This is a genomic window from Massilia sp. X63 (assembly GCF_041023745.1).
In the GTDB taxonomy this organism is placed as follows: Bacteria; Pseudomonadota; Gammaproteobacteria; order Burkholderiales; family Burkholderiaceae_D; genus Telluria.
Genome location: NZ_JBFTEF010000013.1, coordinates 78,145 through 91,097, shown reverse-complemented (window position 1 = coordinate 91,097; position 12,953 = coordinate 78,145). Strand labels below are relative to the sequence as shown.

The 12,953-nt window shown below is 65.1% G+C and carries 8 protein-coding genes and 1 tRNA gene; 5 read left to right on the top strand and 4 right to left on the bottom strand.

Annotated elements, in window-relative coordinates; translation table 11 throughout:
* Positions 1-26: 26 nt before the first annotated feature.
* Positions 27-1,640 (bottom strand): ABC-F family ATP-binding cassette domain-containing protein, encoded by a 1,614-nt coding sequence (locus AB3347_RS21175; protein WP_369093694.1) that lies wholly within the window; start codon positions 1,638-1,640, stop codon positions 27-29.
* A gap of 155 nt (positions 1,641-1,795) precedes the next feature.
* The gene (locus AB3347_RS21170; RefSeq protein ID WP_369093693.1) at positions 1,796-3,145 is read right to left on the bottom strand and encodes a hypothetical protein; all 1,350 of its coding nucleotides are present in this window, start codon (positions 3,143-3,145) and stop codon (positions 1,796-1,798) included.
* Between the two features lie 336 nt (positions 3,146-3,481).
* Between AB3347_RS21170 and AB3347_RS21165 the strand changes: the two genes are divergently transcribed.
* Positions 3,482-4,111 (top strand): hypothetical protein, encoded by a 630-nt coding sequence (locus AB3347_RS21165; protein WP_369093692.1) that lies wholly within the window; start codon positions 3,482-3,484, stop codon positions 4,109-4,111.
* Positions 4,112-4,401: 290 nt separating this feature from the next.
* Here AB3347_RS21165 and AB3347_RS21160 read toward each other — a convergent pair.
* A tRNA-Ser gene (locus AB3347_RS21160) sits at positions 4,402-4,492 on the bottom strand.
* A 267-nt stretch (positions 4,493-4,759) separates the two neighbouring features.
* Between AB3347_RS21160 and AB3347_RS21155 the strand changes: the two genes are divergently transcribed.
* On the top strand, positions 4,760-7,441 hold the full coding sequence (locus AB3347_RS21155) for a polysaccharide deacetylase family protein (protein ID WP_369093691.1): 2,682 nt from the start codon (positions 4,760-4,762) through the stop codon (positions 7,439-7,441).
* Positions 7,442-7,637: 196 nt separating this feature from the next.
* Here AB3347_RS21155 and acs read toward each other — a convergent pair whose 3' ends face one another.
* Positions 7,638-9,638, bottom strand: coding sequence for an acetate--CoA ligase (gene acs, locus AB3347_RS21150; RefSeq protein WP_369093690.1), 2,001 nt, complete (start codon positions 9,636-9,638; stop codon positions 7,638-7,640).
* Positions 9,639-9,832: 194 nt separating this feature from the next.
* Here acs and AB3347_RS21145 point away from each other — a divergent pair, with 194 nt between their 5' ends.
* From AB3347_RS21145 to murI, 3 genes are read left to right on the top strand one after another with little or no spacing between them, the layout of a single operon-like run.
* Complete coding sequence (locus AB3347_RS21145) at positions 9,833-10,435, top strand: TIGR00645 family protein (RefSeq protein WP_369093689.1); 603 nt, start codon at positions 9,833-9,835, stop codon at positions 10,433-10,435.
* Between the two features lie 34 nt (positions 10,436-10,469).
* Complete coding sequence (locus tag AB3347_RS21140) at positions 10,470-12,005, top strand: fumarate hydratase (RefSeq protein WP_369093688.1); 1,536 nt, start codon at positions 10,470-10,472, stop codon at positions 12,003-12,005.
* 42 nt (positions 12,006-12,047) lie between these two features.
* Positions 12,048-12,917, top strand: a complete 870-nt coding sequence (gene murI, locus AB3347_RS21135) for a glutamate racemase (protein ID WP_369093687.1) — start codon at positions 12,048-12,050, stop codon at positions 12,915-12,917.
* The last annotated feature ends 36 nt before the right edge of the window (positions 12,918-12,953 follow it).

The window sequence follows — 12,953 nt, the reverse complement described above, 5'->3', positions numbered from 1 at the left end:
TTCGTTCCTGCATTAGTGATCCGCGATTATAACAACCGCTGCCGCCAGCCGGCGGGGGTGGCGTCCAGCCGGTGGGTCAGCTGGACGCGCTCCAAGAAGACCTCGTCGTGCGACACCACCACCAGCGCCCCGGCGTATTGCCGCAGCATGGCTTCCAGCGCGTCAAGCGAAGCCAGGTCGAGGTGGTTGCCCGGCTCGTCCAGCAGGAGCAAGCGCGGCGGCGGATCGGCGTACAGGGCGCAGGCCAGCGCGGCCTTCAGCCGTTCGCCGCCGCTCAGCTGCCCGCTGGGCTGCGCCACCTTGCCGGCGTCGAGGCCGACCTGGGCCAGATAGGTGCGCAGGCGGTCCTGCCCTGTGCTCCGGTTCCGTTCCAGCAGCTGCGCGAGTGTGCTGCGCGCCGGGTCCAGCGTCGCCAGGCGCTGGTCGAGCCAGGCGCAAGCGAGGTCGCGCCTCACATGGCCGCCGAGGGGCGCGAGCAGGCCCGCGATCACCTTCAGCAGGGTCGACTTGCCGCTGCCGTTCGGACCCGTGATGCCGATGCGCTGCCGGCCGCCCACGGCCAGGTCGATGCGGCGCAAGTGCGGGGGCACGAACGGCAGCTCGACGGCATCCAGCGCCAGCACGCGGCGCTGGGCGGCGGCATCCACCGGGCTGGCGTGCAGGCGCAGCGCGCCGTCGTCGCCGAGCGCCTGCGCCGCCTCGCGCACGCGCTCGCCGTGCTGGCGGCGCGCTTCCTCGTGCTGCCGGTGCAGGCGCCCGCCGCTGGCTTCGCTGCGTTCCTTCTGCCGCCCCAGCAGGATCCTGGCCTGGTTGGCGGCCTTGCCCTCGCGCGCGCCCTGCGCCTGGCGCCGCTGCTGCCGTTCGCGCTGCGCGCACATGGCGCGCTCCTCGCGCCGCATGTGCTGGCGCGCATGCTCGAAGGCGTGCATGGCGCTGGCCTGCTCGGCGGCGCGCGCTTCAACGTACAAGTGGTAGTTGCCGCCATAGCTGCGCAGGCCCTGCGGCGACAGCTCGACGATGCGCTCCATCTGCCCCAGCAGGACGCGGTCGTGGCTGACCACGATCAGGCCGCGCTTCCAGCCGCGCAGCTGGGCCGCCAGGGCCGCACGGCTGGCGCCGTCGAGGTGGTTGGTCGGCTCGTCCAGGATCAGGAAGTCCGCATCCGAGAGCATCGCCCCCAGCAAGGCCACCCGCATCGCTTCGCCGCCGCTCAGGCGGCCGGCGGGCGTGGCGGCGTCGAGGTGGCCAAGGCCGGCTTCGTCGAGGGCATGCCGCAAGCGCGCCGGCAGGTCCCAGCGCTCGCCCACCAGCTCGAAGTCGTCAAGCGCGATGCTGCCGGCGTCGATGCGCGCCAGGGCATCGAACACCTCCTGCACGCCGGCCAGCAAGGCCACCGAGCCGCGCGTTTCCCGGTCCACCTGCTGCGACAGGTAGTGCACCCTGCCGGTGCGGATGCAGCGGCCGCCCGACGGCGCCAGCTGGCCCGCCAGAAGCCGCGCCAGCACGCTCTTGCCGACGCCGTTGCGGCCGACCAGGCCGGTGTGGCGGGTGTCGAATTGTTCGGTAAGGCCGGACAGCAGGGTCCTGCCGTCGGGAAGAACGAAAGATGCGCTGTCGAGCGCGAGAGACGCGTGCGTCATGAGACCTCCAAGGATGCCGGAACTCCCCTGCTGTTGCGGGAAGATGGGAAGAACTGGCCGTCAAGCAGACGGCGGCATCAATGGCGCATCGGACGAACCCTCGCTGAGAAAATGAAGTGGTCGAATGATATCAAAAACATCCGGTGGCCGGACTCTCAGGTCGCGTCCACGCCGCCGTCCCGCATCGGGATGCCGTGCAGCGCGTTGCGCCAGCTGTTGCCGATGTTCCCGCATACGAGGCGGCAGAACGAGGCCGCCTGCTGCTGCAGCATGCGCTGGTGGTTCGCCTGCAGGAACTTCCCGAGCGCTTCGTACAAGTCCCACATCAGCTCGTCGGTGTCGTGGTTGCCGAGCTTCGCCGGGATCGGCGTGTCCGGGTCGAGCATGGCCGCGCGCAGGGCCTCGATCATCTCGGGCACCGGCATCCGGCGCCAGGTCGCGGCCAGCCGCGGCATGTGGTGGAAGATGTGGCGCAGGTAAATGCGGTTGTGCGCATACGCATCCCAGTAGGCCTTGCCGCGTTCGGTCTGGCCCAGGAAGGCCTGGAAGCGGCCCAGCAGCGTGTCGCCGGCCGCGCGCACGGGATCGCGCGCGGTGAGGACGCTGACGCCGAATGCGTCGAGGATGCGGTCGATCGGCGTGGCGACACCGATGCGGTTCGCATCCGGCGCCTTGCCCCACAGGAGGCCGACGACCAGGTTGTGTTCCGCGTCGATCGGGTGGACGATGGCCGAGCCGGAGTCGCCGTGGTCGACGAACTCGCCGCTGCGCCCGTCGATGAACAGCATGTCGTGGAAGCGCTCGAGGTTGGCGGCCACGCCGCTGTAGTGCATGGCGACCACGCTGCCGCGGGTCAGGCCGGTGGAGGCGCCGCGCTTGGCGATGGCCAGCGGCAGCTCGTCGTTGCCGACGTCGTGGGTGCCGCTGACGGCGCCGATCTCGTGGATCCAGGCCTGTCCGGCGTCGTAGTAATAATCGAGGCTGGCGATGGCCGCATCCACCAGCGAGCACTCCTGCGCCTGGACGGTCGTGCCGATCTCGTCGCACTTGGCCTTGGCCGGCTGGTAGACGGTGGCGCCGACCTCGCCCAGCACGTGGGCCGCCGACAGCGCGTAGCAGCTGCCGTCGGGCTTGCGGACGATGCAGCCGAGGGTGCCGAAGGCATAGCCGGCGCTGAGCTTGATGCCGCCCACCAGCGGGCGGTACTTGCTGCCATCCTCGTACACGGCGCGCCGCTCGGACTGCGCCTCGCAGCGGATGATGGGCGCGTGCTCGATCACGTCGGTGAGGAAGCCGTCGACTTCGAGCGGGATCTGTTCTTCGGGAGGCACGCAGGACAAGGGCCGCTTGCGGCTGAGGTGGACGCAGATCGCCAGTTGGCCGCTGGGCTGGCCGCCCACGCGTTTGACGCCGATGCTGGTGCCGTGCACACCCGGAATGTTCATGGCAGTGGCGTGGAAGTACTCCTTCGCCTGCTTCATCTGTTCGAAGCTGAGCTCGTCCATCGTTGCTCTCTCCCCTTAGAAAGTAACGCTGCGGAAATTAGAATTTCTCTAAGAAGGTGGCAATTTAGCACTAAGTGGTGGATGAGTCACGGGGTATTTACACTGGGTGCATAGTGCGGCGCAAACTGTCGGCAGATGCTTACGTCACCGGACCACCTACAGATAGTTCGCGTAAAGGTAGTGTAATTGATCAATGATTGATCTACGCGATCAGCTGCTCGCGAATCTGCAATTCTCCTTCATCTTGAAAATACTTCAAAGCAAGTTCACTATCTGTTGTGAGTGCTCAAGAATTTTGCACCTATGTTCAACCGACACGATAACTGAGGAAGGAACATGGAACATTACAGTCAGCGGGTGAGAAACAGCATCCTTCCCTTATCCATCGGGGACACGCTTCCAAAAGCATTTGAGGAGTGGTCTGTTACTGAAAACGTCGTTGATCACGAGACACCTCAGGAAACCTGCGAATTGTGCGGCCAAGAATCGTTGCGATATCACTTCGAGATCCGTAACAGTCTCAACAGGAACACGATTTGGGTCGGATCGCAGTGCATCCTTAGGTTCGGACTCTCTGTGTTCGAGAATGGCCGTGTTCTTTCCTCGGAAGATGCCAAGAAAAAGATCAGTCGCATCATGGACCAGCTACGTCAGGATGCCTGTCTCCGTGCACTTGAGAGAGTGGCCGAGGCGGAAGACGATAGTGAAATTCTTACTATTGCATTGAATTACTTTAAGAAAAACAAGTACCTATCGCCTAAGCAAGCCTTTGTCGTTCTTTGGCGACTAAACAAACATCGGATCGACCATAGTCCTTCATTTTTCAAAATTGACCTAAAGCACGACAGGTCTAAGGCTCAACTACGGGAAATGGAATTGAGTCGTGTGCGTGTATTGTGGCCAGCACTGAGTTCTTCCCAGCGTGAAATCGCCATTCGCTACGGTCACACCCCACCGCCAGCGTAACTCATCACCTCACTCGACAACAGCGACTATATGAACGCAGAGGCTCGCTTCTCTTCGCGAAGCGACAAATAAAGGCCACCCGATGGGTGGCTCTCGATTTCTAAACCCTTCTTGGCGGAGCAACCAAAGGATTCGCCCACGTCCCGCAGGCCGCCCTTGCGCGAGTACGCGCAAGGCTTCGAAACTGCCGCCTTGGCGACCACGCAGAGCCCGCAGGGGCTCTGCTTCTCTCCGCCATGAAACAAATAAAAAATGGCCACCCGAGGGTGGCCATTTTCCATTTGTGTTCCTGGCGGAGAGAGGGGGATTCGAACCCCCGGTAGGCTATGAACCTACACACGCTTTCCAGGCGTGCGACTTAAACCACTCATCCATCTCTCCTGATGGGGTCTCGTGTGTCCACGAAGCCGCCTATTATAGCAAGGATTCTCTTCTATACAAGACTGTTCCGGCATCAATCGTGATGTCGCCTTGTCAGCCGCCCCGAGCACGTGCTGTCGTCTTCCTGACACACCCTTTACGCGCAGCGCATGAAAATGCCGCCTCCAGGGCGGCATTGCCGTTTCCGGCGGGCGGCGCGTGGTTTTCCTCAAGCGGCGCGGGCGGCCTGGTGATATTGTTGCCAGAATTTAACTCTTCAATCCCGCCGTGAAACGCAAAGTCCTGTATTACGTCGTCTTTACCGTCGCTGCGGCCGGCGCCGCCGCCGGCAGCTGGATCGCCAGCCTCAAGTCCCCGTCTGCTCCTGCCGCCACCGCACCCGCCGCCGGCCCGGCCGTGGACGTCAGCGCCATCGCGGCCGACCTGCAGACCATGCTGGCGTCCTACCGCAAGATCATCGTGCTGACGCAGGACGAAGCGACCCTGCCGGCGGACGAGCGCGCCCACGCCAACCGCATCGGCCAGCAGCTGTTCCACGAGAACCAGGAGCGCATCGGCAAGGTCGACGCCGCCCTGGCCCAGCTGCTCGCCTCGAACAAGCCGGGCCGCTTCGATGCGCTCGGCACCCTGCTGGATTACGTGGAATCCGGCGAAGGCCTGTACGACGCCGACCGCCTGGCTTTCCGCGAGCTGATGCAGTCGCTGCTGGCGCAGGTGGCCAAGGATTCGTCGCTGCCGGCGATCAAGCTGCACAAGCGCATCTCGGAAGACCTCGATGCGCTGGCCGAGATCGAGCGCAACTACGAGAAGGAAATCCGCGCCGTGTTCGGGCGCTTCGAATCGCGCTCGATCGTCCTCAAGCGCGAGAAATGGGACAGCTACGTCGCCTACCTGAAGACCCTCTACCGGCGCGACAACATCCTCAAGGAATACGGCGTGGTGATGCCCTACCCGGCCAGGCCGGAAGCGCCCGCCCCGTCTACGCCGGCGCCGGCGCCGGTTGAAGACGGCGAGATCTTCGGCAAGACGCTGCCGAAGAAGACCGTGGTGCTGACCTTCGACGACGGCCCGCACCGCCGCTACAGCGAGGAGATTGCCGCCATCCTCAAGCAGTACAACGCGCCGGCGATCTTCTTCAGCGTCGGCCGCAACATCGGCACGCTGGACGCGCAGGGCAAGGCCAGGCTGAACGGCGGCGCGGACGTGATGCGCCGGCTGAAGCAGTCGGGCTACGTGCTGGCCAACCACAGCTTCTCGCACGCACAGCTGTCGAAGCAGACCGGCGACGGCCTGAAGGCCGAGATCCTGAATACCGACGCGCTGCTCAGGGCGGTCGATCCGCAGCGCTCGAGCCTGTTCCGCTTTCCCTACGGCGCGCGCAACCGCGAAGGCCTGCAGGCGCTGGCGAATGCGCAGCTGAAGTCGGTGATGTGGAACATCGATTCGCTCGACTGGGCGGATCCGGTGCCCTCTTCCATCGCCGACCGCGTGCTGCGCACCGTCGACAAGGAAGGCCGCGGCATCATCCTGTTCCACGACATCCACGAGCGCACCGTCAAGGCGCTGCCCGCCATCCTCGACCGGCTCACCGCCGAGGGCTACCAGTTTGCCGGCTGGGATGGCGAGACCTTCAAGGTCTCCGACGCGGCGGCGCCCGCGCCGGTGCAGCGCACGGCGGCCACCGGCTATGCGAATTCGTGGGCGATCGTGGTCGGCATCGACAAGTACCAGAAGTGGCCGCAGCTCCAGTATGCGGTGCGCGATGCCGACGGCGTCGGGCAGCTGCTGGTGCAGAAATTCGGCTTTGCGCCGGAGCGCGTGATCACCCTCCGGAACGAGCAGGCCACCCGCAGCGGCATCCTGGCCGCTTTCCACGACCGGCTGGCGCACGGCAACCTGCAGCCGAACGACCGCATCTTCGTGTTCTTCGCCGGCCACGGCGCCACGCGCAAGCTCAGCTCGGGGCGCGACCTGGGCTACATCGTGCCGGTCGACGCCGACCCCAACAACCTGGCCACGGATGCGATTCCGATGACCGAAATCCAGAACATCGCCGAGAGCCTGCCGGCCAAGCATGCGCTGTTCGTGATGGACGCCTGCTACAGCGGCCTGGGGCTGACGCGCGGCGCCGCGAATGCCTCCTTCTTGCGTGACAACGCCAAGCGCCTGGGACGCCAGATGCTGACCGCCGGCGGCACCGACCAGCTGGTGTCGGACGGCGGGCCGAACGGGCACTCGGTGTTCACCTGGACCCTGCTGCAGGGCCTGGGCGGCAAGGCCGACCTGAACGGCGACGGCCTGATCACCGGCACCGAACTGGCGGCCTACGTGGCGCCGGCGGTGTCGAGCGTGTCGCAGCAGACGCCGGCCTTCGGCAGCCTGCCGGGTTCGGAGGGCGGCGAGTTCGTGTTCGAGCTGCCGGAAGAAAGCGAGTTCCTGAATACCAGCACGGCGCAGCTGTCGAACGATGCGATTGCGCTGAATACCAGGCTGGATGCGCAGGCCTCGACGCCCGCGGCCACGGTGGTGATCAAGGACCTGCAGGGTGGCGAGACCAAGCTGGTGGCGCCGGCGGCGGTCCCGGTCTCCAACCGGCAAAAGGCGCAGCGGGCCAACGACCAGGGGCTGCTGCTCTATAAAGAGAAGCAGTATGCGCAGGCCGAGGCGCAGTTCACCGAGGCGCTCAAGCTGCGGCCGAACTTTGCGCTGGCGGCCAACAACCTGGGCTTCGTGTTCTACAAGCAGGAACGGTTTGCAGAGGCGGCGCGCTGGTTCGAGAACGCGGTCAAGATGGATCCGTCCCGGGCGATCGCGCACATGAACCTGGGCGATGCGTATGCGCGCGGCGGGGAGAAGGAGAAGGCGAAGGGAGCGTACAAGACCTACCTGGAGCTGGCGCCGACGGGGTCGGGGGCGGCTTACGCGAAGCAGCAGTTAGAGAAGATGTAGATCGTAGGGTGGGCGGGTACCCCGCCCACGCGGTGATCGTTCGCAGCGAGATCATCCGGCGCGACAACCGAGCCGATGACGATCACCGCGTGGGCGGCAAAGCCGCCCACCCTACGGAAACACGACGAGCTCCACGAAAAAAAAGCCCGCTCCTCTTGCGAGGATGCGGGCTTTACTACTTAACAGGCCGACGCCGTTACGCGGTTTCTTTCAGCTGATCCAGGATGGCCGGGTTTTCCAGGGTCGAGACGTCCTGCGTGATGTTCTCGCCCTTGGCCAGCACGCGCAGCAGGCGGCGCATGATCTTGCCGGAGCGGGTCTTCGGCAGGTTGTCGCCGAAGCGGATTTCCTTCGGCTTGGCGATCGGACCGATTTCCTTGCCCACCCAGTTGCGCAGTTCGGTCGCCAGCTTCTTGGCGTCTTCGCCGCTCGGACGGGCCTGCTTCAACACCACGAAGGCGCAGATCGCCTCGCCGGTGGTCTCGTCCGGCTTGCCCACCACGGCCGCTTCCGCGACCATCGGGTGCGCCACCAGGGCCGATTCGATCTCCATCGTGCCCATGCGGTGGCCCGAGACGTTCAGCACGTCGTCGATGCGGCCGGTGATGGTGAAGTAGCCGGTGTCCTTGTTGCGCACGGCGCCGTCGCCGGCCAGGTAGTACTTGCCGCCCAGTTCGTCAGGGAAGTAGCTGGTGCGGAAGCGGTCCGGATTGTTCCAGATGGTGCGGATCATCGACGGCCATGGACGCTTGACCACCAGGATGCCGCCCTGCCCGTTCGGCACGTCGGCGCCGGCTTCGTCCACGATGGCGGTCATGATGCCCGGCAGCGGCAGCGTGCATGAGCCCGGCACCAGCGGGGTGGCGCCCGGCAGCGGGGTAATCATGTGGCCACCGGTCTCGGTCTGCCAGAAGGTGTCGACGATCGGGCAGCGTTCCTGGCCGACGTTCTTGTAGTACCACATCCAGGCTTCCGGATTGATCGGCTCGCCGACCGAACCCAGCAGGCGCAGGCTCGACAGGTCGTAGTTCTTCGGGTGGACCTTCGGGTCCACGTCCGAGGCCTTGATGAGCGAGCGGATCGCGGTCGGCGCGGTGTAGAAGATCGACACCTTGTGCTTGGCGATGGTGTCCCAGAAGCGGCCGGCGTTCGGGTAGGTCGGCACGCCTTCGAACACGATCTGGGTGGCGCCCGCCGCGGTCGGGCCGTAGGTGATGTAGGTGTGGCCGGTGACCCAGCCGATGTCGGCGGTGCACCAGAACACGTCGTCCGGCTTGAGGTCGAAGGTCCATTTCATCGTCAGCGCGGCCCACAGCAGGAAGCCGCCGGTCGAGTGCTGGACGCCCTTCGGGGTGCCGGTCGAGCCCGAGGTGTAGAGGATGAACAGCGGGTGTTCCGCATCCACCCATTCCGGTTCGCACGCCGCGCTCTGGTTGTCGACCAGTTCGTGCAGCCAGGTGTCGCGGCCTTGCTGGAAATTGATGTTGCCGCCGGTGCGCTTGTAGACGATGACGTCGCGGATGCTGTCGCAGCCGCCCATGGCCAGGGCTTCGTCGACGATGGATTTCAGCGGCAGCGCCTTGCCGCCGCGCTTCTGCTCGTCGGCGGTGATGACGGCCACGGCGCCGGCGTCGATGATGCGTTCCTGCAGCGATTTTGCCGAGAAGCCACCGAACACCACCGAGTGGGTCGCGCCGATGCGGGCGCAGGCCTGCATGGCGGTAATGCCTTCGATCGACATCGACATGTAGATGATGACGCGGTCGCCCTTCTTGATGCCGCGCGACTTGAGGCCGTTGGCGAACTTGCAGACGCGCTCGTGCAGCTCGCGGTAGCTGACGTGCGTTGCGGCGCCGTCGTCGGCCTCGAAGATGATCGCGGTCTTGTCGGCGTTGCCGTTGCTCAAGTTGCGGTCGAGGCAGTTGTACGACGCGTTCAGCTGGCCGTCGGCGAACCACTTGTAGAACGGCGCGTTCGATTCGTCGAGGGTGCTTGTGAAAGGCTTGTGCCAGTCGATGTTCTCGCGCGCCAGGCGCGCCCAGAAACCTTCGTAGTCGCTGGCGGCCTCGGCGCACAGCTTTTCGTAGGCTTCCATGCCGGAGATCGCGGCCTTGGCTGCGAACTCGGCCGGCGGCGGGAACACGCGGCTTTCCTGCAAGCCTTGGATTTGATCTTGGTTGCTCTCGTTCTCGGCCATCTTCGTCTCCATTGGATAGTAAGGTTTTTAATGAACACCTTAGGGGCGCTCGCTTACTGAGCCCTTACAAGGGTTTTCGTCGAATGCCATTCTACCAACGGCATGCCGAAGCCGTGAAGGAAGCCCGGCATGCGCGCGCTGTCGGGTGTAGAATGCTCGGCTGTATTTGTCCAGCATCCAGGAGCCGCATCCCGATGGCGCAGTTGATTCCCCCGACCGAAGCAAAGAAACTCAGTCCCCTCAATAACCTGATCTTCGCCAGCCGCTGGCTGCAGCTGCCGCTGTACCTGGGCCTGATCCTGGCGCAGTGCGTGTACGTGTTCCATTTCTGGGTCGAGCTCAAGGACCTGATCGGCGCGGCCATGGGCAACGCCGCCTCGCTCCAGCACATCCTCGACGTGGTCACGGTGCCCGGCGCCACCCGTCCGGACAAGCTGACCGAGACCACCATCATGCTGGTGGTGCTGGGCCTGATCGACGTGGTCATGATCTCGAACCTTTTGATCATGGTGATCGTCGGCGGCTACGAAACCTTCGTCTCGCGCATGCACCTCGAAGGCCACCCGGACCAGCCCGAATGGCTGTCGCACGTGAACGCCTCGGTACTCAAGACCAAGCTGGCGATGGCGATCATCGGCATCTCGTCGATCCACCTGCTGAAGACCTTCATCAATGCGGCGAACTACAAGCCGGAAACCATGATGTGGCAGACCATCATCCATATTGCTTTCCTGCTGTCGGCCATGGCCATCGCCTACACCGACCGCATCGTCATGACCACGCACTCCAAGCACTGAGCGAACCATTCTTCCCCTCCTGATCGAGAAACCCATGGCAACCGTTATCACCCAGAGCGACCTCATCGAATCGGTCGCGGCAGCCCTCCAGTACATCAGCTACTACCATCCGGCCGACTATATCCAGCACCTGGCGCGCGCGTATGAGACCGAGCAAAGCCCGGCCGCGAAGGACGCCATCGCCCAGATCCTGACCAACTCGCGCATGTGCGCCGAAGGCAAGCGCCCGATCTGCCAGGACACCGGCATCGTCAACGTGTTCCTGAAGATCGGCATGAACGTGCGCTTCGAGGGCTTCACCGGCTCGGTGACCGACGCCGTCAACGAAGGCGTGCGCCGCGCCTACGGCTTCGCCGACAACAAGCTGCGCGCCTCGATCGTGGCCGACCCGCACTTCGAGCGCAAGAACACCAAGGACAACACCCCGGCCGTGGTCCACATGGAACTGGTCGAGGGCGACACCGTCGACGTCAAGCTCGCTGCCAAGGGCGGCGGCTCGGAGAACAAGACCAAGTTCGTGATGCTCAACCCGTCCGACTCGCTGGTCGACTGGGTCATCAAGACCGTGCCGCTGATGGGCGCCGGCTGGTGCCCGCCGGGCATGCTGGGCATCGGCATCGGCGGCACCGCCGAAAAGGCGATGCTGATGGCCAAGGAGTCGCTGATGGAAGACATCGACATGTACGAGCTGAAGCAGCGCGGTCCGCAGAACAAGCTGGAAGAGCTGCGGATCGAACTGTGCGACAAGATCAATGCGCTGGGCATCGGCGCCCAGGGCCTGGGCGGCCTGACCACCGTGCTGGACGTGAAGATCAACATGTACCCGACCCACGCGGCCTCCAAGCCGGTGGCGATGATCCCGAACTGCGCCGCCACCCGCCACGCCCACTTCGTGCTGGACGGCTCCGGCCCGGCCTACATCGAACCGCCGGCGCTGTCCACCTGGCCGGAAGTGCACTGGACCCCGGACACCGAAAAATCCAAGCGCGTCGACCTGAACACCCTCACCAAGGAAGAAGTCGCTTCGTGGAAGCCGGGCCAGACCCTGCTCCTGAACGGCAAGATGCTGACCGGCCGCGACGCCGCGCACAAGCGCATCCAGGACATGCTGGCCAAGGGCGAGCAGCTGCCGGTGGACTTCACCAACCGCGTGATCTACTACGTCGGCCCGGTCGACCCGGTGGGCGACGAGGTCGTCGGCCCGGCAGGCCCGACCACCGCGACCCGCATGGACAAGTTCACCGACATGATGCTGGAGAAGACCGGCCTGATCTCGATGATCGGCAAGGCCGAGCGCGGCCCGGCGGCGATCGAATCGATCCAGAAGCACAAGTCGGCCTACCTGATGGCGGTCGGCGGCTCGGCCTACCTGGTCTCGAAGGCGATCAAGTCCGCAAAAGTCGTCGGCTTCGAAGACCTGGGCATGGAAGCGATCTACGAATTCGACGTGACCGACATGCCGGTCACCGTGGCCGTGGACTCCACCGGTACCTCGGTGCACACCACCGGTCCGAAGGAATGGTCGGCCAAGATCGAATCGCTGAAGGGCATTCCGGTCACCGCCGCGTGATGCTGCGTGGGCGGATCGTCCGAGACGCCCACCTCTTCGGCCATGAGCACTCCATCCCTCTCCCCTGACGCCCCGGTCGGCATCTTCGACTCGGGCGTCGGCGGCCTGTCGGTACTGCGCCACATCCAGGCGCAGCTGCCGCACGAACACCTCCTGTATGTCGCCGACTCCGGTTTCGCCCCCTACGGCGACAAGCCGGAACAGGTCGTCATCGAGCGCGTGCTCGGCATCGCCGCCTTCCTGGTGGCGCGCGGCGTCAAGGCGCTGGTGGTGGCCTGCAACACCGCCACCGTGGCCGCCGTACGCATCCTGCGCGAGCGCTATCCCGCCATGCCGATCGTCGGCGTCGAGCCGGGCCTGAAACCGGGCGCGGCCGGCACCCGCAAGGGCACGGTCGGCGTCCTGGCCACCGAGCGCACCCTGGCCGGCGAAAAATTCCTGCTGCTGCGCGACCAGATCGTCGACGCAACCGGCGCCCGCTTCCTGCTGCAGCCCTGCGTCGGCCTGGCCGACCAGATCGAGTTCGGCGAGCCGGGTTCCCCGGCCCTGGAGGCGATGCTGGAACGCTACATCGCCCCGCTGCTGGCCCAGGGCGCCGACACCCTGGTGCTGGGCTGCACCCACTACCCGCTGGTACAGGCCTCGATCGAGCGCGTCATCCGCCGCCATACCGATGAGCAGATCACGCTGATTGACACCGGCGAGGCCGTGGCGCGCCAGCTGGCGCGCCTGCTCGCGGCGGCCGGCCTGCTGCGCCCCGCCGGCGGCGCCCCGGCCGAGCTGACCGGTTTCACCAGCGCCAGCGGCATCGCCCTGGGCGCCGCCTTTGCCAGCCTGCTGGGGCAAAAACCGCCCGTGCACGAGCTCGCGCTCGCGGCAACACCGACGAACCCGACGGGCACGCACATTTAGACTTGCCAGTTCGCGAAGCGCTTTGTATAATCTTGT

Bases quoted from the DNA above. Each gene is read 5' to 3' on its own strand.
- AB3347_RS21170 (WP_369093693.1), bottom strand. From the start codon at position 3,145: ATGGACGAGCTCAGCTTCGAACAGATGAAGCAGGCGAAGGAGTACTTC.
- AB3347_RS21140 (WP_369093688.1), top strand. From the start codon at position 10,470: ATGGCAACCGTTATCACCCAGAGCGACCTCATCGAATCGGTCGCGGCA.
- AB3347_RS21175 (WP_369093694.1), bottom strand. From the start codon at position 1,640: ATGACGCACGCGTCTCTCGCGCTCGACAGCGCATCTTTCGTTCTTCCC.
- murI (WP_369093687.1), top strand. From the start codon at position 12,048: ATGAGCACTCCATCCCTCTCCCCTGACGCCCCGGTCGGCATCTTCGAC.
- AB3347_RS21165 (WP_369093692.1), top strand. From the start codon at position 3,482: ATGGAACATTACAGTCAGCGGGTGAGAAACAGCATCCTTCCCTTATCC.
- acs (WP_369093690.1), bottom strand. From the start codon at position 9,638: ATGGCCGAGAACGAGAGCAACCAAGATCAAATCCAAGGCTTGCAGGAA.
- AB3347_RS21145 (WP_369093689.1), top strand. From the start codon at position 9,833: ATGGCGCAGTTGATTCCCCCGACCGAAGCAAAGAAACTCAGTCCCCTC.